This window comes from Methylophilus methylotrophus DSM 46235 = ATCC 53528, from assembly GCF_000378225.1.
Classification (GTDB): Bacteria; Pseudomonadota; Gammaproteobacteria; order Burkholderiales; family Methylophilaceae; genus Methylophilus; species Methylophilus methylotrophus.
This window is the reverse complement of the sequence record NZ_KB905145.1, coordinates 93,407-118,069: the sequence shown is the minus strand read 5'-3', so window position 1 is coordinate 118,069 and position 24,663 is coordinate 93,407. Positions and strand designations below refer to the sequence as shown.

Here is a 24,663-nt window from a genome sequence, read left to right as displayed (position 1 = left end):
TCATACTGGGTTGGTGCTGCCTATTTGTCCAAGGGTGACGCGAGGATTATCGCCCAGATCCTTGATGGTTTGGATGTCTTGAAAACCATGTGCGTTCAATAATTTTTGGACTGCTGGAGCTTGGTTGTAACCATGTTCCAGCATCAACCAGCCCCCTTCATTTAAGTAGGCGGGTGCCTGGGCAATGATCTGGCGGATATCTTGCAGACCATCAGCACCGGATGCCAGGGCTGATAAAGGTTCGAAGCGCAAATCGCCTTGTTGCAAGTGTGGGTCATTGCCTTCGATATAAGGCGGGTTGCTGACGATGAGGTCAAATTTGCACTCAGGCAGGGCCGCGAACCAATTGCTGGCTACGCATTGCAGGTTGCCGAGTTGCAATGCTGCTGCATTTTCTTTGGCAACCGCAAGTGCAGCAGCTGACACATCCACGGCAATGACCTCACATTGCGGAGCATGTCTGGCAATCGCCAGGGCAATGGCACCAGTCCCAGTGCCCAAATCCAGAATATGCATAGGCCCATTGATTTTTTGCAGCGCGGCTTCAACCAGCGTTTCGGTATCCGGGCGGGGAATCAGCGTATCCGGTGTGACTTTGAGGGTGAGCCCAAAAAACTCCCGAGAGCCTAAGATATGCGCAACAGGCTCCCCTTGCAGGCGGCGCTGAACCAGCTTTTCAAAATTATTGGCCGCAACGGCTTGCAGCAGGTCAGTGGCATGCGCAATCAGCCAGGCGCGATTCACATTGAGCACATGCATCAACAGTAACTGGGCTTCGATCGCCGCTTCATCAGGCAGCACAAACTGAGCCAGTTGTTGCCGTGCCGATTGCAACCATTGTTGCACGGTCTTTGGCACTACCTGCCCCCTGCTGCTTTACGTAAGGCAATCGCAGTGGCATGACCCTGTTTGGCCGGATGACGCACGGCATGGCGGATCACCCATTTCAGGTCTTTGTCAGCATTTGTGAGCCAGCGCTCACATATGTCAAACGCCAATTCCGGATGGTCTTTGGCAATATCACCCAGATGATTCGCAACACTGCGGCGCACATACAGGCTGGGGTCATTTTTCAGTGCCTCGAGTATCGGCAGCGTCGGCCTGGGGTCTTTAATCAGCTGGGGAATGCGAGCACCCCAAGGTAGCCGTGGACGGCAGCCCTCAGTGCATAGACGGCGCACATGCGGGTCTGGGTCATTGAGCCATAAGGTAAGTTGATTCAGCGTGCGCTCAAAATCATGCATTAAAAACGGACGAATGGAAAACTCGGCAGTAAAGCGGCGCGTCAATTCATACTGTGCACGCATGGCCACTTCAAACGGATCTTCGCCACCATTATGTTGTGGGTTACGCCCGTATTCCGCGACAAAGCGGGTATGGGGCAGATAAAAAAACACGCTGAGCCCCAGGCGTTCGGTATGCACATTGGGTGGGGTGAGCGTTTTGAGTAGGATGTCAGTGGCATCTGAGAATTTGGCTGGCAATGTCGCTTTTAAAGCCGCGGCAATGTGTGCCGAACGGTCCATAATCCCTAACGCCGCAATGTTGGTGATTGCCAAGGTTTTGAATACTTTTGCATCAAAGTGGGAATGCACTAAGGCGATATTATGTGCCAGGCAATCAATGGCTTCAGCATCCAGCAAAAACTTGATTGGATTGTCTTTCTGGATGCTGCTAGGCGCAACAGGCGTCCGGAAGGCATGCACAGTGCGTTAACCTTCTTCACCTAAACTCGCCAGCAAATCCGCCTGATATTCAGTCGCCAGCGCATTAATCAGCTCATCCATATCGCCTTCGGTAATTGCTTCAATTTTATACAGCGTCAGGTTGATGCGGTGATCGGTAATCCGGCCTTGCGGGTAGTTGTAGGTGCGGATGCGCTCTGAGCGATCACCCGAACCAATCAGGTTGCGGCGCTCGGAGGCGATTTTGCTTTGTTGTTCATCGACCTGTTTGGCCTTGATACGCGCGGCCAACACTTGCATGGCTTGCGCCTTGTTGGCATGCTGGCTGCGGCCGTCCTGGCATTCGACCACAATCCCTGTGGGGGCGTGGGTAATGCGCACGGCAGAGTCGGTTTTGTTAATGTGCTGACCACCGGCACCCGAGGCGCGGAAAGTGTCGATGCGAATATCGGCCGGGTTGATTTCTACATCACCCACCTCTTCCACTTCGGGCAAAATCGCCACCGTACAGGCAGAGGTATGAATACGGCCTTGGGTTTCGGTATCGGGGACACGCTGTACGCGGTGGCCGCCAGACTCGAATTTGAGTTTTGAATAAGCCCCGTAGCCGATGATTTTGGCAATAATTTCTTTATAGCCGCCGACTTCGCCTTCATTGGCAGAAACCACTTCCACCTTCCAGCCCTGGCGGTCGGCATAACGTGAATACATGCGGAACAGGTCGCCAGCGAACAGGCCGGATTCGTCACCGCCGGTACCGGCGCGGATTTCGAGGAAGATATTCTTGTCGTCGTTGGGATCTTTGGGCAGCAGCAGTTTTTGCAGGGTGAGTTCAACCTCTTCGAGGCGTTTTTTGCCGCTCTCGATTTCTTCCTGCGCGAACTCTTTCATCTCCGGGTCAGAGAGCATGTTGTGCGCCTCTTTGAGGTCAGCCTCCGTTTGCACGTACACATGGTATTGCTCAACAATCGGCGTGATTTCCGTATGTTCTTGCATGATTTTACGGTACTTATCCATATTGTCAGTGACGCCTTCGCTGCTGAGCAGGCGGTTGAGTTCTTCCAGTCGCTCGCTCAGGTTGGCGAGCTTTTGTAACATGCTTGGTTTCATCGTTTTAGTTACCTAAATATTCACACCTTGGGCGATGCCGCAAGTTGAAAAAATCATTCTTTAATTTGAAAGAGTTGTTTTACCAAGTGCTCCATGTGCGCGTGCGCATCGCCCTGGCTGTTATTCAGAGCATGGCTGGGACCATGCAAAAATTTATTGGTGAGTGCATTGCTCAGGGCTTCAAGCGCTTTTTCCGGAGGCTCACCTTTTTGCAGCAATTTTAGTGCTTTTTCCAGCTCGGCCTTGCGCACGGCATCTACCTGGTCTCGCAATGCTTTAATCGTCGGCACTGCTTCGCGCTGCTTGAGCCATTGCATAAAGTGCTCTACGCGCGAATTGACGATGAGTTCTGCGTTTACAGCAGCCTCCTGGCGATTGCCTAAGCCTTCTGATACCACTTGCGCGAGGTCGTCTACGGTATACAAAAACACATCGTCCAGTGCCGAGACTTCAGGCTCGATATCGCGCGGCACAGCGAGGTCGACCATAAACATCGGCCGGTGCTTACGTGCTTTAATGGCGCGCTCTACCATGCCCAAGCCGACAATCGGCAATTGGCTGGCAGTACTGGTGATGACGATATCAAATTCGTGAAAGCGTTCTGGCAGGTCGTTGAGCAAGATAGCCTGCACATTCAGGCCCTGGCCACGGATTTTTTCTGCCAGTTGCTCGCCGCGCTCCAGCGTGCGGTTGGCAACGGTGATTTTCTTGGGCTTTTGGGCCGCAAAGTGGTCGGCACACAGCTCTATCATTTCACCGGCACCGATAAACAGCACGCTTTGTGTACTTAAATCCCCAAAAATACGCTGTGCCAGCTTGACCGCGGCGGCGGCCATGGAAATCGAACTGCCACCAATATCGGTATTGGTACGCACTTCTTTGGCGACTTCAAATGTACGCTGGAACAATTTGTGTAACATGGTGCCCAACGTACCAGTGTCCTGCGCAATTTTGACTGACTGCTTGAACTGCCCCAGAATCTGCGCCTCGCCCAGCACCATGCTATCCAGCCCGCTGGCGACGCGGAAGGCGTGCTTGACCGCCTCGTGGCTGCTCAAGGTGTAAGTGTAGGGCAGGAGTTTGTCTGCTTCGAGGCGGTGATAAGCTGCTAACCAGTCAATCACGACTTCTGGCCGGATCGATTGCACATAAATTTCGGTGCGGTTGCAGGTGGACAAGATCGCCACCTCTGCCACGTTGTGACGTGCCAGATCCGCCAGCGCATGCGGCAAGGTTTCGTTGTTAAACGCAACATTCTCGCGGATGGCAATGGGGGCGGTGGTGTGGTTAACACCAATGGTATACAGCTGCATGGCGCTATTTTACCTGTGGGACAGGGTCAAAAGATAAACAAATCGGCGCTTGCAGGCAGTTCATGGGCGTTTGGATGGAAATCCATATCTAAAGTGCCGACATTTTCTTATATTCACGCGCCACAAGCAAGAATCCTGTTAATTTGACATAAAATGACGTTAAAATATTGGTTTTGCTAAATTTTTATTAGATTCATTCACGGAACTCAAGATACGGAACACCAGCATGGACAAAACTTTTCGCATTGCCCCAAGTATTCTTTCTGCCAACTTTGCCAAACTAGGCCAGGAAATCGAAAACGTCATTAAATCTGGCACAGACATCGTTCACTTTGACGTCATGGATAATCACTATGTGCCTAACCTGACTATCGGCCCATTGGTCTGTGATGCGATTCGTGATCTGTCACACAATGTAGGCGCCCTGATTGATGTGCACCTGATGGTCAAACCAGTAGACCGCATCATTCCTGACTTTGCCAAAGCGGGTGCTGACATCATCACATTCCACCCGGAAGCCTCTGACCACATTGACCGTAGCCTGGCCTTGATCCGCGATAGCGGTTGCAAGTCTGGCCTGGTATTTAACCCAGCCACACCGTTGCATTACCTGGATTACGTAATGGATAAAGTGGACATGATTTTGCTGATGTCGGTGAACCCGGGGTTTGGTGGCCAGAAATTCATTCCATCCACCTTGGATAAACTGAAACAGGCCCGTGCCCGCATTGACGCTTATTACGAAAAAACTGGCCGCCAGATCTGGCTGGAAGTAGATGGTGGCGTCAACGCAAACAACATTGCAGAGATCGCAAAAGCCGGGGCTGATACCTTCGTCGCAGGTAGTGCGATTTTCGGTTCACCTAAAGACACCGATCCTAACCGTTACGATACAGTTGTGGCGGCGATGCGTGCTTCCTTAGCCACTGTTTAATTCAAAAAGTCTGTTGTGATGCGGTTTCAAGTCAAGTTGGTCATGTTCGACCTGGACGGCACCCTGCTGGATACCGCACCACAAATTGCCGAAGCTGCCAACCGCATGTTGGTGGCTTTAGGCAAACCCATGTTGCCACAAGCACAAATCGCCAGTTATATTGGCGAAGGCGTGCAAAACCTGATCAAGCGCTGCCTCACCGGGAGCGTGCATACTGAGCCCGCGGCAGAAGAATTTGCCAGGGCACAACCGCTTTACCATGGGTTTTATGAAGCCAATGCCACCGAAAGCCAGGCGTTTGCTGGCGTTTTGCCTGCATTACAACAATTAAAAAAGCTGGGCTATCACCTGGCGTGCGTGACCAATAAACCCGAAAAATTCACCTTGCCTTTGCTGCAGGAAGCCGGATTGGCTGATTTTTTTGAGGTCATTATTTCTGGCGACAGTTTGCCTAAAAAGAAACCTGACCCCTTGCCGTTGTTGCATATTTGCCAAAAGTTAGGCGTGCTGCCTGCTGAAGCGGTGCTGGTAGGGGATTCAGAGACAGACATTCAGGCCGCGCATGCTGCCGGATGCTTTGTCGTGACCGTGCCTTATGGGTATAATCAGGGTCGCGCAATTGATGCCGCGATGGTGGATGCCACCATACAGCAACTCACCGATGTGGTGGATTTGCTGGAGTTACCTGCTCTCTTAAAGCAGGGATCATAAAAAACAGACCTTATTATCATGATGTTTTGTGCTCATCATTCTTCCAGTTGGCCAGTATTAAGCTGGCGTCGTTCGTGGCGGGGCTAGTCCTGCCACACGCGCAGGTGCGCGCCATTTGCACCGAACTGCTGTGATTGTTTGCACGGCACTCTACGAATCAAACTGGAAAAAAGCATCATGTTAAGCACATTAAGCAAGACCGAATTCGACGCGCTGGCGGCGCAAGGCTACAACCGTATTCCGCTGGTGCTAGAAACCTTTGCCGATCTGGATACACCCTTATCACTGTATCTCAAACTGGCCAATCAACCTTATTCCTACCTGCTCGAAAGCGTACAAGGCGGCGAGCGCTTTGGCCGTTATTCGATTATAGGCCTGCCTGCCACTACCCGCATCGTGGTGCGAGACCAGCAATTGCAGGTGATTCAGGATCATCAGGTCATAGAATCACATTCCGATCAAAACCCGCTGGACTTTATCAAGGCGTATCAGGCGCGCTTTAAAACGCCGCCTTATGATGGTTTACCGCGCTTTACCGGCGGCTTGGCCGGTTATTTTGGCTACGAGACCATTCAATACATCGAAAAACGTCTCGGCAAACAGAAAAAACCTGACGCGATAGGTGTACCCGATATCCTGCTCATGGTGTCTGAAGAGATTGCCGTGGTAGATAACCTCTCGGGCAAGCTCTATTTTATTGTATACGCAGAACCCGCAAAGGCAGATGCCTACGAAACGGCTTGTGCCCGTATGCATGATTTATTGGCTAGATTACGCACTCAGGTTGACATTCCTGACGCATTAGCCACCCATAAAACACAGGCGGTGTCTGAGTTTGGTGAGGATAACTTCAAGGCGGCAGTCAAAAAGGCACAGCAATATATTCTAGAAGGCGACATCATGCAGGTGGTATTGAGCCAGCGGATGTCGCAAGATTTTGATGCCTCGCCATTGAGCTTGTACCGCGCTTTGCGTAGCCTCAACCCTTCCCCATATATGTTCTATTACGATATGGATGATCACCATGTGGTCGGAGCTTCACCAGAAATCCTGGTGCGTCTGGAAGAGACCACCGTGACCTCACGGCCGATTGCCGGGACACGTCCACGTGGTAAAAACCGTGACCATGACCTGGCGCTTGAAGCAGAGTTGCTGGCCGATCCGAAAGAACGTGCCGAGCATGTGCAACTGATGGATCTGGGCCGCAACGACGTCGGCCGTGTCGCACTGACTGGTACGGTCAAAGTCACTGACAATATGACCATTGAGCGCTATTCACATGTCATGCATATTGTCAGCAACGTCGAAGGCCAGCTCAAGCCAGGCTTGGATGCGATTGATGTGCTCAAAGCGACTTTCCCTGCCGGGACGGTGTCTGGTGCCCCTAAAGTGCGCGCCATGGAAATCATTGAAGAACTGGAGCCTTCCAAACGTGGCATTTATGCTGGTGCCGTCGGCTATTTAGGCTTTAATGGCGACATGGATGTCGCGATTGCGATCCGTACGGCTGTGATCAAAAACAAAAAACTCTATGTGCAGGCGGGCGCGGGCATTGTGGCCGATTCGGTGCCGCAAAGCGAATGGGAAGAAACCCAAAACAAGGCCAAAGCCGTCATCCGCGCCGCTGAACTGGTGCAGGCAGGTCTGGATAGCCAGGCCGCTAATGTTCAAACCCATGCAGGAAAAGGAGCCTGATATGTTGTTGATGATTGATAACTACGACTCTTTTACCTATAACCTCGTGCAGTATTTTGGCGAGCTCGGGCAAGATGTGCATGTGCACCGCAATGACGAAATCACGCTAGAACAGATCAAAGCGATGGCGCCGGAAAAAATCGTGATTTCTCCCGGACCGTGCACACCAAACGAAGCCGGGATTTCCGTGCCCCTGATTCACGAGTTTGCTGGCAAAATTCCTTTGCTGGGCGTGTGCTTGGGTCATCAGAGCATAGGCCAGGCTTTTGGTGGCAACATCATCAAGGCCAAAACGCTGATGCACGGTAAAACCTCATTGATTCACCATACCAATACCGGCGTGTTCAGAAACCTGCCTAATCCCTATACGGCAACGCGTTACCACTCATTGGTGATTGAGCGTGAAACCATCCCGGATTGCCTGGAGATCACGGCCTGGACTGAAGATGGCGAGATCATGGGCGTCAAGCATAAAACACTAGCCGTGGAAGGCGTACAGTTTCACCCCGAGTCTATCTTGACTGAATATGGGCATGAGCTGCTGGACAACTTCCTGAAAGGCTATTGATGGCCATCACGCCTAAAATCGCCTTACAGCGCCTGATTGACCACACCGATTTCACGCATGATGAAATGCTGGAAATCATGCAGCAGATCATGAGTGGTGAATTCACGCAGATCCAGATTGCCGGCTTTTTGTCAGCCTTGCGCGTCAAGGGCGAAACCGTGACCGAAATTGCCGCCGCTGCGCAGGTGATGCGCGAGCTTTCCAGCAAGGTAGAGATCACCGATACCCGCCACCTGATTGATACCTGTGGCACTGGCGGTGCGCCGAACAAGGTATTTAACGTCTCCACCGCGTCAGCCTTTGTCGCCGCAGGCGCAGGTGCAAAAATCGCCAAGCATGGTGGCCGCGCAGCTTCTTCAAAAAGCGGCTCTGCCGATGTGCTGGAAGCGTTGGGTGTCAATATTGTGTTAACGCCTGAACAAGTGGTACGTTGCGTCAACGAGGCCGGTATTGGCTTTATGTTTGCGCCTAATCACCACGCGGCCATGAAATACGCAGCGCCCGTGCGCCGCGAACTGGGTGTACGCACCATGTTTAACCTGTTAGGGCCGATGACGAATCCGGCCGGGGCCAAACGCCAGGTGATGGGCGTGTTTCACCGCGATTTAGTGCCATTGCTGGCGCAAACCCTGCAAAAATTGGGTAGCGAGCACGTGATGGTGGTGCATAGTGCTGATGAAATGGATGAAATCTCTTTTTCTGCGGACACCTATGTGGCCGAATTGAAAAATGGCAACATCAATGAATATATCCTGAATCCTGCACAATTTGGCATGCCGTTACATGATATCAACAGTATCCGTGTTGAAAGTGCACAACATTCCAGCGAGATTATCCTCGGTTTGCTATCTGGTGAAAAAGGCCCTGCAAGAGATATCGTATTGCTAAACGCAGGCGCTGCGATTTACGTCTCTGGGCTGGTAAATGATTTAACTTCTGGCATTGCACAAGCGGCGCAATCGATTGATTCAGGTGCGGCTTTGAATAAGTTGCAGCAACTGAAAGCTTTAAGTCAGGCCACATGAGGCGCCGCTATGCATTGATTGCGCTATGCAGTTTGCTGGTCGCATGTCAGCAACCGCAACAGCAGGGTGTAAGCAATCAGCCACAGTCAACGGTTGAAGTGAAATCGCAGGTTCAGACGCTGAGTCTGCAACCGCTTTCTTCCGGGTTGGCAAAGGAAGACAATGCGGCACTTAAACAGGCCTTTGCGCAAAAGCAGAGCCACGTCTGGCTAGAGGGCAATGGCATTGTGAAGAAACTGCTGCCAGACGATACCAAAGGTGCAAAGCATCAGCGGTTTCTGGTTACGATTGCGCCTGAGCAAACATTACTTTTTGCGCACAATATTGATTTGGCGCAACGTGCTGACGTCAACGTGGGTGATCAGGTACAGTTTAAAGGCGAATATATTTACAACCCCAAGGGCGGCATCATGCACTGGACACATCATGATCCGAACGGAAAGCAAGGCGGTTGGATTAAAGTTAACGGACAGACTTATGAGTGATATTTTAAATAAAATCCTGGCGACAAAAGCCGAAGAGATCGCGACAGCACAAGCCAAGCTGCCATTGGCCGAGGTGCAGGCGCTCGCAACTCGACAAGCGCCTGCGCGTGATTTTGTCGGTGCGATTCGCAGCAAGATTGCCGCAGGCAAAGCCGCCGTGATTGCCGAAATTAAAAAAGCCAGTCCTTCCAAAGGTGTGATCCGTGCCGACTTTAAACCTGCAGAAATTGCTGCCAGCTATGAACTAGGCGGCGCAGCATGCTTGTCTGTGCTAACCGACGAGCAATACTTCCAGGGTTCGGCCGATTACCTCAAACAAGCGCGGGCCGTGTGCAGCCTGCCCGTGTTACGCAAAGATTTTATGATAGATGAATACCAGGTCTATGAAGCACGTGCCATGGGTGCGGATTGTATTCTGCTGATTGCTGCTGCGCTTACGTTGGCCCAAATGCAGCAACTGGAAAGTGTTGCACACAGTCTGGGCATGGCAGTATTGGTAGAAGTGCACAACGGTGAAGAACTGGCGCAAGCTATTCAGCTGACCACGCCATTACTAGGCATTAATAACCGTAACCTGCGCACGTTTGAAGTCACGCTGGATACCACATTAGGCCTGCTGGAAAAAATCTCCGGCGATAAAATTGTGGTCACCGAAAGCGGTATTTTCACAGCCGATGATGTCAAACTCATGCGCGACCATGCCGTGCATACTTTCCTGGTCGGTGAGGCATTCATGCGTCAGGACAACCCGGGTGCCGAGCTGGCCAAGGTATTTGCCTGATTCTAGTAAATAGGCGGTTGCGTCGCCATCGTTGAACAAAGTTGAGGATGTTATGAGTAACCAGTTTTTAGCCATCCGCCCACGCCGTATGCGTAAAGACGAATTTTCACGCCGCTTGGTGCGTGAGAATGTACTGACAACTAATGATCTGATTTACCCGGTGTTTGTGCTCGAAGGTGAAGGTAAGGTAGAAGACGTAAAATCCATGCCTGGTGTACAGCGTCAAAGCCTGGATATTTTGCTGAAAACGGCTGAAGAATGCGTGAAACTGGGTATTCCTGCCTTAGCGCTGTTCCCGGTGGTCCCACAGGAATTCAAGAGCCTGGATGCCAAAGAAGCTTACAACGCAGAAGGCCTAGTGCCACGTACCGTACGCGCGTTGAAAAAAGCCTTCCCGGCACTGGGAGTGATCACCGATGTCGCGCTTGATCCTTACACCACGCACGGCCAAGATGGCCTGATCGACGATACCGGCTATGTGCTCAATGACGAAACTGTTGAAGTGCTGGTCAAGCAGGCCTTATGCCACGCACAAGCAGGCGCAGATGTGGTCGCCCCATCTGACATGATGGATGGCCGCATTGGTGCGATCCGCGACGCGCTGGAAGAAAATGGTTACATCTACACCCGCATCCTCGCTTACTCTGCCAAATATGCCTCCGCGTTTTATGGCCCTTTCCGCGATGCAGTTGGCTCAGCTGGTAACCTTGGCAAAGGCAATAAATACAATTACCAGATGGATCCTGCCAATTCAGATGAAGCGCTCAAAGAAGTCGCGCTGGATCTGGAAGAAGGCGCAGATATGGTGATGGTGAAGCCTGGGATGCCGTATCTGGATATTGTGCGTCGCGTCAAAGACGAGTTCGGCGTGCCCACCTATGCGTATCATGTCAGCGGTGAATACGCCATGCTCAAAGCAGCGGCGCAGAATGGCTGGCTGGATGAAAAAGCCTGTGTGCTGGAGGCGATGTTAGGGTTTAAGCGCGCCGGGGCGGATGGAGTGTTGACTTATTATGCGATGGATATCGCGAGATGGTTAAAGGGTTAATCCTTTAACCATCTTTTCATCGTGAAACAGTATTTTCTCGCTCGAGGTGATGCTCGATCAATCAATCCGCATAATCCACAATCAACGGCGCATGGTCACTAAAACGCTCCGCCTTATACACACTGGCAGCGATTACTTTTGCACCTAATGCTGGCGTTGCCAGCTGATAATCAATCCGCCATCCCACATTCTTGGCCCATGCCTGCCCTCGATTACTCCACCAGGTGTAACAGTCATCTGTGGTGTCCGGGTATAAGCCACGATAGGTATCCACCCAGCCTACCCGACCAAGCACATCCGTCATCCAGGCACGCTCTTCGGGCAAAAAACCCGAGTTCTTGCGGTTGCCTTTAAAGTTTTTAAGGTCAATCTCCTGATGCGCGATATTCCAGTCGCCGCAAATCACGACCTCACGACCACAGGCAATCAGCTGTTCCAGATGCGGCAGAAATTTCGCCATGACCGCAAACTTGAATTGCTGACGCTCTTCGCCGCTAGAGCCGCTCGGCAAATATAAAGACACGACGCTTAGATTGCCGTACTGACATTCCAGATAGCGCCCCTCAGCGTCGATTTCGGCATGGCCCAGACCAATAATCACCTTGTCTGCAGGCTGCTTACTGTAAATACCCACACCGCTGTACCCTTTTTTCTCGGCATAATGAAAATAGCCGTGGTAACCAGGCGGCTGCAACATCTCAGGCTGCATATCACCTACTTGGGCTTTAAGCTCCTGCAAACAGACAATATCGCCGCCACTATTCGCCAGCCATGGCAAAAAGCCTTTGTTGCAGGCTGACCGTATGCCATTGAGGTTCAAGGTTATAATACGCATTGTTCAAATTCTTTCTGCTTTTTTAAAATGACTGCCAACACACTCAGTGCCGATTTTATTGCTTTTTCCATCCAGAAACAGGTATTACGCTTTGGTGAATTTAAAACCAAAGCCGGCCGCTTGAGCCCGTATTTTTTTAATGCTGGCCTGTTTGATGATGGCGAAAGCATGCTCAAACTGGGTGAATTCTACGCCAACAGCATTCTACAGTCTGGCTTGCAATTCGACATGCTGTTTGGCCCAGCTTATAAAGGCATTCCGCTGGTGACTGCCATCAGCATCGCTTTTGCGCGCATGGGGAAAAACTACCCTTATGCCTATAACCGCAAAGAAGCTAAAGACCACGGCGAAGGTGGCACGCTCGTAGGCGCAGCACTCAAAGGCCGCGTACTGATTATTGATGACGTGATTTCTGCCGGAACCTCTATCCGTGAATCGGTAGACCTGATCCGTCACGCCGGAGCCACGCCTTGCGCAGTCAGCATCGCCTTGGACCGCCAGGAAAAAGGCTTGGGGGAGTTATCAGCAGTACAAGAAGTGGAACAAACCAACCAGATGCCGGTAGTCAGCATTGCCAAGCTGGCTGACCTGTTTGCCTATTTGCAAGGCAACGAAAAACTGGCGCAATACTTCCCGGCCATTGAAGCCTATCGCGGACAATATTGCGTGCGATAGGGCGTTAAGCCAAGCAATAAAAGCGAGCAAATGCTCGCTTTATTTATTTGAGCATGCCCATTAAGCGGGACATGATCAATGCCGGGTTATTTTCTACCACACCGTTTGGCGTTAGCTGATTCACCACATCGGGCAAATACTCGGCAATTTTGCCACCTAGTTCCTCAGTAGTCATATTCAGTTTGGCCGCCATCCCGGCCAGGACAGAACTGCCTAGCGCGGAACCGATTTGCTCTGCATTGACGCCAATATTGGCGCCTTTACCCACCCAGGAATCGACCTGTTCAGATAAACCGCCATTTTTCAGGGTTTGTAAAATACCCGGTAAACCACCATATTGCTGAAACAGCTCCATGGCCAGTTTTGCCAGAGGGCCTTTGTCACCCATGACCTTGTTCATCATCGCACCGGCGACGCTATCGAATAATCCCATTATGAGAGCTCCTAATTAATTGGTTCTTTAGAAATTCTTTTCGCCTTTAGGCGAGTTACTTTTTTTGTAAGCATGTTTTAACTAAGTTGTACTGAGTCTTTTTATTTCGCCTTTAGGCGACCATTCTTTCTTATGCTTGTCCATAAGAAAGAAGGCAAAGAACAAGACACCCTAGCTTCCGCTTTTATCCTGCGTTGCTCGCCAAAACAAGCAGTCACGAAACTCGACCTGGCAGCTCACAAACTCCGTGAGCTGCTGCGGGATTCGGACAGTCGCTCACTCTACTCTTATTTTGTCTCCGCTACTCAGCGTGATGGGATGGGATTTATCTCGCCAAACTCACAGCGTAGAAGATTGGGACGTTGAAAAACTCAATTTCTGTTATTCAGTCGAACTACGGTAGCGCTCGCATGGTGTTTCGGGCCCCTATCTGACGCGCCGAGTAGCGCAGGCAAAATAAGATCAAGCGAGCGGCTGTCCGAATCCCGCAGTGGACTGCGTCTTGTGCAGGCAACTAGGATGAGTTTCGCGAGCGCTTATTTTGGTGAGCAACGCAGGAAACAAGCGGAAGCTAGGGTGCATTTCTTTTGGTTACTTATTCTTTGTGCAAGCAAAGAAAAGTAACTCGCTGAAAAAGCGAAAAGCAAACTGACAAACAACACTAACGCGTGGGCATATATGTCCACCCTACCACTTAATGTTAACCTTGCCTGGATTCCGGCCTACGCCGGAATGACGGATATTCAGCGGCAACCGATCCGCTTTACTGCTATCACCAAACATAGGCGTTCCCCATTTAACCCAGAAATCCGCCTCTCAGAACCGCTCATGTGCCCCCAAATACCGCCATTGCCCCGGCGGTAATTTACCCAGGTTGATACTGCCAATCCGAATCCGCTTCAACCCAACGACATGCAATCCGACTAATTCACACATCCGGCGGATCTGCCGTTTACGTCCTTCACGCAACACAAAGCGTAGCTGGTCCTCGTTTTGCCAGGAGACTTTAGCTGGTCTTAGCTGAACGCCATCCAGACTGAGGCCATGATTGAGCAATGCCAAACCATTGGCACTGAGCTGGCCTTCTACACGCACCAGATATTCTTTTTCTACGTTGGAGTCATCACCAATCAGCTTGCGTGCGACGCGGCCATCCTGAGTGAGCACCAGCAATCCGGTGGAGTCAATATCCAGGCGCCCAGCTGGGGCCAAGCCGCGTAAATGCCCGCGCTTGAAACTAATTCCACTCGCATCTTCTGACCACTGATTGTCGGGATTGCATAACACCACCGCTGGCTCATAGCCATCCTCTGCCTGACCACTCACATAACCGACGGGCTTGTGCAATAGAATAGTGACGGTTTCTGCCTGGTGCTCTTTGGCATAGGCACTGATGATGATTTCGGCATCTGGGTCTATGCGTGTGCCCAGGGTTTCCACAATTTCACCGTTGACCTTGACCCAGCCATTGACGATCCAGTCATCGGCTTCACGACGTGAACATAGCCCACGGTCGGCCATGACTTTGGATAATCGCGGCTGGGCATCTGGGTCTGGTGTATGCACCAGTCTTGAAGGAGCGGTTGGGCGACGTTCGCGGTTATCTGTACGCTGTTCTGACCATTTATCGGGATACTCAGATCTGTGCCGCGACTCTTTGTATGATTCCTTGCGCGCGTGTGGCTTATCGCCCGCTTTATTGTCACGCCTGCTGCGCTCCTGGCGTGCAGGTTTTTCTGTATGTTTTTTTTGTTTGGCAACAGGCGCTTCTGCCTCTGCCCGTTTTGGCGCTACTTTCGGCGGTGGCTGGGTACGGTCACGCAGGGTTGCAGGGCCACGACGCACGGGTTTGCTGCGTTTCGGCTGCTCATCGCCTGCAGATGGTTTATTCAGTTTGATGGTACTCAAAATAGCGGTCTCGACTTAAGGTTGCTCGGGTGACGAATATCCCGGTGCATAAACTGCTATTGTAAATTATCCGGTTGCTTTACCGGCCTAAAATTCAAACTTCCCGGCGCTTTACGTGCGCTGCGCGGCATAAAATGCAGAATGCTTTCAGCCCGGGTTAAATCCGGCTGCTGCTGGATATATTGTTTTTTCCAGGCGCGGTGCGGGTTACTGATAATGCCAGCCAGCCATGCCGCTTGTATCGGATTCAATTTATCCGGGGTCAGATCGAAATAGTAGCGGGAGGCCGCGTGGGCACCGCAAAGGCTGGGGCCTAAGTCCACCGTATTCAGGTAAAGCTCCAGGATATCGGTTTTCGTCAGCGCTGACTCCAGTTGCACGGCATAAAGCAGTTCTTCGACTTTGCGCTTCCAGGTGCGCTCGCCGTTGGTGAACATGTATTTCGCCAGTTGCTGGGTGATGGTACTGCCTCCTACCTGTTTATCTGTACTTTCTTTGCCTAGCAAATGCTGCATTTGTGCCATGACATAACCGGGGTGATGCTTGAATTCGGCATCTTCGGCGATGATGGCAGCCACCGGCAACCAGCGACCCAGATTTTCGTAAGGCACCCATTGCATCTTTTCGGGATATTTATGCTCATCCAGTAATGGGCAATCATACTGTATGGGTAGCGTGGTGGCGGCCCTGATATTCAGGCCGGAGACAGCCATGGCATTCAGTTGCGGTTGTGCACTCCACTCTTTCTTTGGCCAGCGCAGCGTTCCCGACGCCGTCAACGTGCCGGAAACGATGGCTTCGCTTATAACAGCAGAATGTGGCTGCAGCGGTTTGAGCAATGCCTGTAATGGTGTACTCGGCAACTGCCAGGTCAGTTTCAAACTGCGCATGCTGACCTTGCCGTTAAAATCTACTTTAAACAGTGGCCGGGTGTCGCCTACCGAAAGGTAACCATGGATATGCTGCTGGTCCATTTGTAGCCACAGCTCCAGCATAGGGATCACGATGGGCTGGTCACTTACCGATTTGGCCTCTATCCAGCAATGCCGGCAGCGCACACGCAAGCCGTCTTCGTCATGCAACTGAATATCGCCATGATTTAAACTGAACGCTTGCCTGTCGAGCACCCAGCGCCCAGGTGCAGAAGTCGCCATCATCAGCAGTGGCACCACCCGCACTTCCACACCGCCAGCCACAGGCAACCTGACACGCCATGCTTCTGTGTCATACGGTTGCCAGACCCAGCCAGCCAATGCCAGCAGCGCTACCAATATGCCAGCTAGTAGCGTAAGTGCAATTCTTTTAAGCCAGACTCCCGCCATGACTTGCCTAAACCAGTAACCGCTCCACGACTTTGCCGTGCTGCAAATGGCTCTCGACGATCTCATCTATATCTTCAAGATCGACAAAGGTATACCAGACTGCATCGGGGTACACCACCATCACTGGCCCCACTTCACACCGGTCCAGGCATCCGGCGCGATTCACTCGGACTTTGCCAGCACCGGCCAGGCCCTGCTGCTTGACCTTTTTTTTCATATAGTCAAAGGCGGCTTCGGCGCCTTTGTTCATGCAACAATCCTCACCTGGTTCGCGTTGGTTAAGACAAAAAAATACATGATATTGAAAGTGACTCTGCGTCATATTGTTTACCTTTTTATAACTGCCCCCTGATTTATTCAGTAGAGAGCTGGTCTTCACGTGTAAAGGTCCAGGTACGGGTAATGCTCAGCACATCGGTATCCTGGCGGATATCTTCCGGGAATGTTGGGAAGGGGGCAGCCAACTGGACAATGCGCCGTGCGGATTCATCCAGCAATCTATGCCCGGAGCTCTGGTGGATACGGATACTCTCTATACTACCATCGGCCTTCACCGAAACAGTCATTTGCAATTTGCCATACAATTTTTGTATGCGGGCAGTCTGCGGGTAATTCAAGTTACCCACGCGCTCGATTTTTTGCCGCCACTGTTCGACATAATTGGCAAAACGGTATTCCCGCGTTCGCGCACCAATAAACTGGCGTTTGGGCCGCATTTCATATTCTTCCTGCTGCTTGGCAATCAATGCTTCCAATTTAGCCATCTCTTGCGTGGCGGCGGTTTGCGACTGAGGTGTTACCGGTACATGCTGCGAAGGCGGTTGCTGCTTGCTCGCCGGATGAGGCTGTGACAACGGCGGCGTTTGTAAACTGGTGACCGACTGACTAGCTTTTAATTGTGTGAGCAGTGCTTGCGCCTCCTGTTCGAGCTGAGCCACGCGCTGTTTTTCAAGCATCAGCTCGGCTTCATGGGGGCTGGCAGCAGTGGTTGTGGAGGGCAGGGTGGCTTGCGCAGCATGCGGTATGGAGGCCTGCATCTGTTGCACGCTGGGCAGCGGACTTTTCATCTGCCGTTTTTCATCGGTATTGCCGCCTCGGTCAAGATTGGCTTGTGCCAAGGCATCTGCTTTTTCAGGGGCACTGCGGGTTTTGCTGTTGACAAGCAACACTTCCAATGACGGAATCTGGTCTTTTAATGCTTTTAGCTCAGGTTGAAAATGTAGCGTCAGCAACACCGCATGTGTTAGCAGCGAAAACCACAGCGCCCATACCAGGGGTGAACGTTTACGGAATCCATCGCGGAAACCCATCGCTGGCCTGCCTGCTTATTCCTGCAAGGCCAGCAACAGTTTCTGGTGTACTCCGCCAAAACCGCCATTACTCATCACCAGCACATGATCACCCGGTGTCGCCATGGCAGTGACGGCCGCCACCAGCTGTCCCAAGTCATCAAATGTTTTTGCCTTATGCTGGATGGGCGCCAAAGCAGCGGCGGCATCCCAGCCCAAGTTGTTTGCATAACAAAATACAGCATCGGCATCTTTGAGACTGTCGGGCAGGGCGTCTTTCATCACACCCAGTTTCATGGTGTTAGACCGCGGCTCGAGCACGGCCAGGATTCTAGCCGTGCCGACTTTGGCACGCAAACCAGCCACAGTCGTGGCAATCGCTGTCGGGTGATGAGCGAAATCGTCATACACCGTCACCTCTTTGGCAACACCCTTGATTTCCATGCGGCGTTTGACGTTTTTGAACTCACTTAACGCCTCGATAGCAATACATGGCGCAACACCGACATGACGTGCGGCGGCAATCACGGCCAGTGCATTGCTGCGGTTATGCTCACCGAGCAATTCCCAGCTCACGTTACCCTGGCGTTCGCCATTAAAATACACATCAAATCGGCCTTGTGCATCCACATTTTGCACCTGCCAGCCACTGGCAGTATCTATGCGTTCCAAGCCACTCCAGCACCCACGCGCAATCACGCGATCCAGGCTATCCTGCTGGTTGGCAACCACAAGCCCTTGTTGAGGCACAGTGCGCACCAGGTGGTGGAACTGTTTTTCAATCGCTGCCAGGTCTTCAAAAATATCGGCGTGGTCGAATTCGAGGTTATTGAGTACGGCCGTGCGTGGGCGGTAATGCACAAACTTGGAACGCTTGTCGAAGAAAGCCGTATCGTATTCGTCTGCTTCGATCACAAAAAATGGTGAAACTGATTTGGGATCCTGCCTGGGCGTTTGCGGTAAACGGGCAGAAACACCAAAGTTTTCCGGGACGCCCCCAATCAGGAATCCTGGTGCCAGGCCTGCATATTCGAGTACCCACGCCAACATGGAGGCAGTCGTCGTCTTGCCGTGCGTACCTGCCACAGCCAGCACCCATTTGCCTTTCAGCACATTCTCGGCCAGCCATTGCGGACCAGAAATATAAGGCAAACCCTGGTTGAGGATTTCTTCCATGAGCGGATTGCCACGTGTCACCACATTGCCTATGACGTAGATATCAGGATTCAGACTGGTCTGCGAAGGATCAAAACCTTCAATGAGCTCTATGCCCTGTGCCTCTAGCTGAGTACTCATGGGCGGGTAAACGTTAGCATCACAGCCGGTGACACGATGTCCAGCCGCTTTGGCCAGGACGGCGATGCCGCCCATAAAAGTGCCACAAATACCTAGGATGTGAATATGCATAAACTTTACCAAATCAGATTAACGCAGGCATTTTACCAAACAACGCCTGGTAGAGCGGCAGGAATGACGGCTCAATTTTGGGCAAATAAAGATTGATACTGGCGGCAACGTGCAGCGACATCACCGGCCTGGAAAATATCGGTAATTACGGCCAGCGCATGGGCACCTGCGGTGATTAATGGACGCGCGTTTTCCAGAGTGATGCCGCCAATGCCCACCACTGGCACAGAGAGTGACTGCATGGCAAGTGTAAACAAGTCAGGCGTTGCTCTCGGTGCATTCGGTTTGGTGGGGGACGGGTAACAGGCACCAAAAGCGACATAATCTGCACCGGCAGCTTGCGCTTGCTCGGCCAGTTCGAAGCGGTTATAGCATGAGGCGCCAATCATTTTTTGTTCACCAAGCAGGGCACGCGCGTCCGCAATGGCACTATCATGCTGGCCGACATGCACACCATCTGCATCGATTTCGGCTGCCAGCGCGACATGATCATTGATCAGCAATGGGACATTGGCAGAGCGGCAAATCGCAAGGAGGGCTGCTGCCTGCTTCAGTCGTAAGGCGTCATTGGCAGTTTTATGCCGATATTGCACCAGAGATACACCGCCTTGTAAGGCTTGGGTTATTTTTGCGCAAAGCAGTTCAGTGTCGTCACAATCGGGCGTGACCAGGTATAAACCGTTAATGCTGAAGCTCACTGGCTTTTTCCTGCACGTCTGATTCGCGTGCCCAGAAGAACCGGTCTGGAATAAATTGACCCATACCAGGGCGGAAGGCGTGACGCAAGGTTTGCCAGGTGAACTCTTGCGCCTCGTGCACGGCTTCTTCCATAGTCAATCCATGTGCCAGGCAAGCGGTAATCGCACTGGTCAGCGTACAGCCAGAGCCATGATAACTGCCTGGCAAACGTTCCCAGTGATAATCCTTGATCAGTCCTGGCGTACCATTTTGCAAACCATAGAGACTATTCACCACGTCATTTGAGCGCTCATGGGTACCGGTAATCATCACATACTCTGAGCCCATGCCTAGCAAACGCAAAGCGCATTCTTCAAGCGAACTGTGCTTCACTTCATCGCTTTCATCATAATAAGCCAGACGGCGCGCTTCCAAGCTGTTGGGTGTGATGAGTGTGGCCTGCGGAAACAGCAACTCACACATGGCTGCCTGCATTTCTTCGTTAGAGAGCTCGTCTCCGCGCCCTGAAGCCAATATCGGATCTATGATCAAAGGCACATCAGGGTAATCAGCCACGATTTCTGCAATTACAGCCACATTTTCTACACTGCCGAGCAATCCCAGTTTGAATGCGCTGACTGAAACATCTTCCAGGATTGTCCTGGCCTGTTCATTGATCCAGTCGGCATCCAGCGGCATTACGCTTTCCACACCTACGGTATCTTGCACGGTGATGCCGGTGATCACTGAAAGCGGATAACACCCAATACTGGAGAGGGCCATGATATCTGCTTGAACACCTGCACCTGTACTAGGGTCTGTTGCTGCAAATGTAAGAACGGTTGGAGGAGTATTGGCCATGAAAATCCTTTGGAGCGGCTGACGGGAATCGAACCCGCGTATCAAGCTTGGGAAGCTGGCGTTCTACCATTGAACTACAGCCGCAAACGAATCACCATTATTTTACTTGGTGTGCTGGCGAATACAAAACATTATTCGTTAAAAAAACAAAAGCCGGACAACTGTCCGGCTTTTGTTTCGTTCAGGAAATTAAATACAATTTGAGTTCACGCCATCTGGCAACTTCACGCCAGAACTCAAGATTGGTGTCGCACCCAACCGATCTTCAGGCGTTGGGCAAGCCACCGCATCCAGATCTTCCTCATCACCAGCAGCAGGGTTCAGAGAAACGATTAACATCGTATTCAATACGGGGTTGTTTGGAATCAAGCCACCCAAGCCGGCATCATCACGCGGCGATGCTAATCCTGTTGTTGGCGTAGTCGGCAATGGCAAAATACTTGCTGTTGTTTCTCCGGTATTACTCAGTAATTGGTAATTACCAGCATCAGCACCTCCTAAAGTGATATCAGAAATAAATACCGGTTTATCATTACCAACAGCGCTATCCAGGAACTGGCCATTTGCTGTCGCAACCGTCAGCTGATCCGTGCCTAAACGACCATTAAATGTTGCAGCACCTGTATTTAACGTGGCAAGTACATTGCCATCAAATAGCTTGTCATTAGCCGTAATACCCGTCACAGCAAAAATATTAGCAGGCGTAATTACACCAACATTACCAGTTGCTTGCTCGGTTTTGAGCGTATACCCATACACAGCTCTGCCTGTATTTGAAACACTGACAATAGATAACGGATTAGTAGTAACCAGCTTATCTACACCCACATTCTTGTCATCATATGACGCGCTGACAATCTTAGTGTAGGTGATGATATCTCCATCGCGACCTTCAGTCACCAAACCTAAACCAGAAATATCGGCAACTGTTGTAGTGTCATAAACTTTGGTTGCATCGCCAGTCAGTCTTGGTGTGATTTCAACCTTCTCTGAATAAATCAAACCATTACCAGTTGCAGCCAGGTTTATTTGCTCAGTACCATTTTTTACACCGTCATAAGTCACACCATACTGTTTGAAGTTGTAACCATTGAAAATGGCTGCTCCACGAGTACCAAAATCAGGAGAGGCTGAGTAGATGAGCCAGCGACCACCAGTACCAGTCGTGATACCAAAATTACCAGTATTTTTGTATCCACGGCCCGCAACTAATGTAACTGCATCATGAGATTTGCTGGACGTCACGATATTACCTTTTTGAATCACATCATTACCAGCTCGAATAAATACAACCGCTGCACTTCCTTCAGTCCTATTACCGGTTTTAGCCCCTCCTCTGTTGTCGACTGCGCCAACCGTAACATCACCGGTTTCTGCCAGTAAGGTAACAGCACCAGCATCACCACCAAACTGGTTAGCACCACGACCATCAGCGCCTTTTGCAGTCAACGTACCGACAGTTAAGCTACCACCAGCTTTAATGTTTATATCCCCTGCAGTCTTCCCATCCGTATTGCTTCTGACTGTACCCGCACTGGTGTTGATGTCTCCAGTTTTAATTTCGCCCGCAGCATTCATTGCAACTTTGCCACCAAAACTATTAAAACCGCCATTCGTGTTCACATTACCGGTGTTGATGCTACCTTTAGCACTAGTCAAATTCACGCTGCCTGATACCTGGTCGCTAGTCGAAGTCAAGCCAGCATCGCCTGCCCCTGTTGTAATGTTACCGACAACCATGTCGCCATCCTTCGTGGTAATCGTCACATTACCGCCTCGACCACCGCTTTCGCTAGTAAGATTTGAGGCACTACCAACGGTATTAATACTGCCCGTCATAGTTAAGCTTTTTGCATTGATCTCAACATCACCACCAGTCACGCCAGCAATCGGGCCAAGCGCCTTACCGTTAGTATTAATATTAGTTGCTCCAAGATTGACATCACCCTTGGCATCTATTTTCACTGCACCCCCATACAATTGGTTGGTATTGATGCTACCTGAAGTCTGAGTGATATTCACAGCTGAGAGGGCAACCCCGCCTGAACCGCCGGTAATATTTGTATTTGCTTTGATATTGATATTGCCCGCGCCTGAATTATCTGAATCTGCTTGCAAATCAACATAGCCAAAGAATCCAGATTTGATATTGGCATTGACATTAATATCATTTTTGGCAACAAATCGGATGCTGCCAAACGCTTTAGTCATTGAAATCGCACTCTCGACAGTGATGTCATTTTCTGCCTGTAAGAACAGTTCATTAAACCCTTGTACGTCATTAACATTTATCCGAGTGGTTGCGCCGCCTGTATTATCAGCAAATGCCACATCAGGCCCAGCAACATCACTTGGGATCATAGACGACGTATTGCCTAAAATAATATTTGTTGGATCAAGGAGGAGAGTCCCCCCTAAACCATTTGCAGCTGTTAGATTAACCTTTCCGTAGAAGTCCAAATACTCTTTACCTGAAACTTCAACAAAACCACCATTTCCGCCAGCGACGCCCCCTTGTGCAGAAATGCTGCCGTAGTAACGGGTCAGATCATCTGCCCAAACGATCACTTTACCGCCATCACCTTGTTGTAAGGCATCAGCCTTGATGGTAGCGCCCTGAGCAATATAGGTAGTTCTGGAGTTATAGACAGCGTCGTTTTTACCTTGGTAATCACCACCCACCAGCACCTTACCGCCGCCTGTGTCGCCGGAAGCATCCAGCACTGCGCCATCCAGAAGAGCAACTTGTTCACCAGTCACCTCAATCGTACCGCCTGTCGTGTTCTCACCTTTTGCAATCAGCTGGCCAGTGACTTGCACCTTAGCGTTATCGCCACCTTCGAGACGGATCATGCCGTCACGTTCAACCAGCTGATTAGCTTCAACAATGCCGGAAATGTTAATGGCAGCCGCACGTGCGTTGGTCGCCATTTGTACAACGCCACCATCTGCATAAATATTGCCGCTGTTTTTAATGGTCGCTTCGAGTGCATCGCCAGACAATTTGGCTTTTACCAAACCGTTACCAAAAAAGTCCAGGGTTGCTGTTTGTGCAGAACCAAGCACCACACTGCCATTGCTGGCAACAAGTGTGCCACTGTTATCAACCGTGTTACCCAATAGGACAATATAGCCTTCATTTTGAGTTTTAATCACACCACGGTTTTCGATATTGCCAACCAAGTTGCCTGCTGTGAATTGATAATTTCCTTGCAAAAATGCTTCATTAGAAATATTCAAAGATGAAGCCACAATATTACCAACGTTCACTTCAGAACCTTGGCCAAACAGGATACCGTTCTGGTTAATCAGGAACAGGCTACCGTTGGAATTCAGAGTCCCCATAATTTCTGACTGACTGTTACCAATCACGCGGTAAAGGGCTCTGGCGGCATCAGGCATGACCACATCTAGCTGATGACCTTTCATGACGCCAAACTTGTAGAAATCCACAATATTGACGTTGGCTGTATGGATATATTGCGTGTGAGTATCGCTGATGTCTTTAACTGTCAGATCACCTGCAACCACTCCCGCAACGACATTGTTGTCGGCCATTGAAGAGAATGGCATGATTGCAGCCGCAAATGCACTTGCAACAACAAAGCGCCATTTGGTCGAGGATGTAAGAGAAGCATCCAAAATACCACTTGCCACTGGATTTTTTATTTCACTCACTTGGCCGTTAACACTCGATTTACCATGTGCAGTGGTCGTTTCTGCAACGGGTACCCAAGCCTCCTGGAGCTTGCTCCAGACCAGACGATAAACATGGTTTAAGGATGCTGCTTTCATGACACTTCTCCTTTAGATTAATAAACGCCACTGATCGTCCAAGACCAGTGGGTTACCATCACTTCTCTCTATTCCTGAATATGTATGTGATTTTGCTTCAGGAAA

23 protein-coding genes and 1 tRNA gene are annotated in these 24,663 nt (G+C 50.8%); 9 read left to right on the top strand and 15 right to left on the bottom strand.

The features are described from left to right. From prmC to hemA, 4 genes are read right to left on the bottom strand one after another with little or no spacing between them, the layout of a single operon-like run. Nucleotides 1-858 (bottom strand): peptide chain release factor N(5)-glutamine methyltransferase, encoded by an 858-nt coding sequence (gene prmC / locus F463_RS0111530; protein ID WP_018987248.1) that lies wholly within the window; start codon nucleotides 856-858, stop codon nucleotides 1-3. Continuing rightward, complete coding sequence (locus F463_RS0111525) at nucleotides 858-1,706, bottom strand: hypothetical protein (protein ID WP_018987247.1); 849 nt, start codon at nucleotides 1,704-1,706, stop codon at nucleotides 858-860. Before F463_RS0111525 ends, prmC begins: the two co-directional genes overlap by 1 nt. Nucleotides 1,707-1,712: 6 nt before the next feature. Further along, complete coding sequence (prfA, locus tag F463_RS0111520; RefSeq protein WP_026295542.1) at nucleotides 1,713-2,795, bottom strand: peptide chain release factor 1; 1,083 nt, start codon at nucleotides 2,793-2,795, stop codon at nucleotides 1,713-1,715. 53 nt (nucleotides 2,796-2,848) lie between these two features. Then, a complete protein-coding gene (gene hemA / locus F463_RS0111515; RefSeq protein ID WP_018987245.1) occupies nucleotides 2,849-4,108 on the bottom strand; it encodes a glutamyl-tRNA reductase in 1,260 nt (419 codons plus the stop codon). A 226-nt stretch (nucleotides 4,109-4,334) separates the two neighbouring features. On the opposite strand from hemA, the gene rpe reads away from it, so the two are divergent. The 8 genes from rpe to hemB all read left to right on the top strand — a co-directional run bounded on the left by rpe (nucleotide 4,335) and on the right by hemB (nucleotide 11,355). After that, nucleotides 4,335-5,042: a ribulose-phosphate 3-epimerase gene (gene rpe, locus F463_RS0111510; RefSeq protein ID WP_018987244.1), complete on the top strand. Its 708-nt coding sequence runs from the start codon at nucleotides 4,335-4,337 to the stop codon at nucleotides 5,040-5,042. A gap of 18 nt (nucleotides 5,043-5,060) precedes the next feature. Continuing rightward, nucleotides 5,061-5,753: a phosphoglycolate phosphatase gene (locus tag F463_RS0111505; protein WP_018987243.1), complete on the top strand. Its 693-nt coding sequence runs from the start codon at nucleotides 5,061-5,063 to the stop codon at nucleotides 5,751-5,753. A gap of 177 nt (nucleotides 5,754-5,930) precedes the next feature. Beyond that, nucleotides 5,931-7,448 (top strand): anthranilate synthase component I, encoded by a 1,518-nt coding sequence (gene trpE, locus F463_RS0111500; protein WP_018987242.1) that lies wholly within the window; start codon nucleotides 5,931-5,933, stop codon nucleotides 7,446-7,448. Nucleotide 7,449: 1 nt separating this feature from the next. Then, nucleotides 7,450-8,016, top strand: coding sequence for an aminodeoxychorismate/anthranilate synthase component II (locus F463_RS0111495; protein ID WP_026295541.1), 567 nt, complete (start codon nucleotides 7,450-7,452; stop codon nucleotides 8,014-8,016). After that, on the top strand, nucleotides 8,016-9,041 hold the full coding sequence (trpD, locus tag F463_RS0111490) for an anthranilate phosphoribosyltransferase (RefSeq protein WP_018987240.1): 1,026 nt from the start codon (nucleotides 8,016-8,018) through the stop codon (nucleotides 9,039-9,041). Before F463_RS0111495 ends, trpD begins: the two co-directional genes overlap by 1 nt. After that, the gene (locus tag F463_RS0111485; RefSeq protein WP_018987239.1) at nucleotides 9,038-9,526 is read left to right on the top strand and encodes a DUF3465 domain-containing protein; all 489 of its coding nucleotides are present in this window, start codon (nucleotides 9,038-9,040) and stop codon (nucleotides 9,524-9,526) included. The genes trpD and F463_RS0111485 overlap by 4 nt, the downstream gene beginning before the upstream one ends. Next, nucleotides 9,519-10,307, top strand: a complete 789-nt coding sequence (gene trpC, locus F463_RS0111480; protein WP_018987238.1) for an indole-3-glycerol phosphate synthase TrpC — start codon at nucleotides 9,519-9,521, stop codon at nucleotides 10,305-10,307. The genes F463_RS0111485 and trpC overlap by 8 nt, the downstream gene beginning before the upstream one ends. Before the next feature lie 52 nt (nucleotides 10,308-10,359). Further along, the gene (gene hemB / locus F463_RS0111475) at nucleotides 10,360-11,355 is read left to right on the top strand and encodes a porphobilinogen synthase (RefSeq protein WP_018987237.1); all 996 of its coding nucleotides are present in this window, start codon (nucleotides 10,360-10,362) and stop codon (nucleotides 11,353-11,355) included. Nucleotides 11,356-11,416: 61 nt separating this feature from the next. On the opposite strand, the gene F463_RS0111470 is transcribed toward hemB, so the two are convergent. Next, nucleotides 11,417-12,190 carry an exodeoxyribonuclease III gene (locus F463_RS0111470; RefSeq protein ID WP_018987236.1) on the bottom strand — a complete coding sequence of 258 codons (774 nt, stop codon included), beginning with the start codon at nucleotides 12,188-12,190 and terminating at the stop codon, nucleotides 11,417-11,419. Between the two features lie 27 nt (nucleotides 12,191-12,217). Here F463_RS0111470 and pyrE point away from each other — a divergent pair, with 27 nt between their 5' ends. Beyond that, nucleotides 12,218-12,865 carry an orotate phosphoribosyltransferase gene (pyrE, locus tag F463_RS0111465; protein ID WP_018987235.1) on the top strand — a complete coding sequence of 216 codons (648 nt, stop codon included), beginning with the start codon at nucleotides 12,218-12,220 and terminating at the stop codon, nucleotides 12,863-12,865. A 43-nt stretch (nucleotides 12,866-12,908) separates the two neighbouring features. Here pyrE and F463_RS0111460 read toward each other — a convergent pair whose 3' ends face one another. The 10 genes from F463_RS0111460 to F463_RS0111415 all read right to left on the bottom strand — a co-directional run bounded on the left by F463_RS0111460 (nucleotide 12,909) and on the right by F463_RS0111415 (nucleotide 24,558). Then, nucleotides 12,909-13,298 carry a YidB family protein gene (locus F463_RS0111460; RefSeq protein ID WP_018987234.1) on the bottom strand — a complete coding sequence of 130 codons (390 nt, stop codon included), beginning with the start codon at nucleotides 13,296-13,298 and terminating at the stop codon, nucleotides 12,909-12,911. Nucleotides 13,299-14,114: 816 nt separating this feature from the next. Next, nucleotides 14,115-15,206: a pseudouridine synthase gene (locus tag F463_RS0111455; RefSeq protein WP_018987233.1), complete on the bottom strand. Its 1,092-nt coding sequence runs from the start codon at nucleotides 15,204-15,206 to the stop codon at nucleotides 14,115-14,117. 56 nt (nucleotides 15,207-15,262) lie between these two features. Continuing rightward, entirely contained in the window at nucleotides 15,263-16,528 is a 1,266-nt protein-coding gene (locus F463_RS0111450) for a biosynthetic peptidoglycan transglycosylase (protein WP_018987232.1), read from the bottom strand. A 7-nt stretch (nucleotides 16,529-16,535) separates the two neighbouring features. Continuing rightward, complete coding sequence (locus F463_RS0111445) at nucleotides 16,536-16,850, bottom strand: (2Fe-2S) ferredoxin domain-containing protein (RefSeq protein ID WP_026295540.1); 315 nt, start codon at nucleotides 16,848-16,850, stop codon at nucleotides 16,536-16,538. 31 nt (nucleotides 16,851-16,881) lie between these two features. Then, entirely contained in the window at nucleotides 16,882-17,838 is a 957-nt protein-coding gene (locus tag F463_RS0111440) for a TonB family protein (protein ID WP_018987230.1), read from the bottom strand. A gap of 15 nt (nucleotides 17,839-17,853) precedes the next feature. Next, nucleotides 17,854-19,224 (bottom strand): UDP-N-acetylmuramate:L-alanyl-gamma-D-glutamyl-meso-diaminopimelate ligase, encoded by a 1,371-nt coding sequence (mpl, locus tag F463_RS0111435; RefSeq protein ID WP_026295539.1) that lies wholly within the window; start codon nucleotides 19,222-19,224, stop codon nucleotides 17,854-17,856. Nucleotides 19,225-19,295: 71 nt separating this feature from the next. Next, entirely contained in the window at nucleotides 19,296-19,922 is a 627-nt protein-coding gene (gene thiE / locus F463_RS0111430; RefSeq protein ID WP_018987228.1) for a thiamine phosphate synthase, read from the bottom strand. Then, nucleotides 19,906-20,763 (bottom strand): bifunctional hydroxymethylpyrimidine kinase/phosphomethylpyrimidine kinase, encoded by an 858-nt coding sequence (gene thiD, locus F463_RS0111425; RefSeq protein ID WP_018987227.1) that lies wholly within the window; start codon nucleotides 20,761-20,763, stop codon nucleotides 19,906-19,908. Before thiD ends, thiE begins: the two co-directional genes overlap by 17 nt. 10 nt (nucleotides 20,764-20,773) lie before the next feature. Next, a tRNA-Gly gene (locus tag F463_RS0111420) sits at nucleotides 20,774-20,847 on the bottom strand. A 105-nt stretch (nucleotides 20,848-20,952) separates the two neighbouring features. Beyond that, entirely contained in the window at nucleotides 20,953-24,558 is a 3,606-nt protein-coding gene (locus F463_RS0111415) for a two-partner secretion domain-containing protein (RefSeq protein ID WP_018987226.1), read from the bottom strand. Between the last annotated feature and the right edge of the window lie 105 nt (nucleotides 24,559-24,663).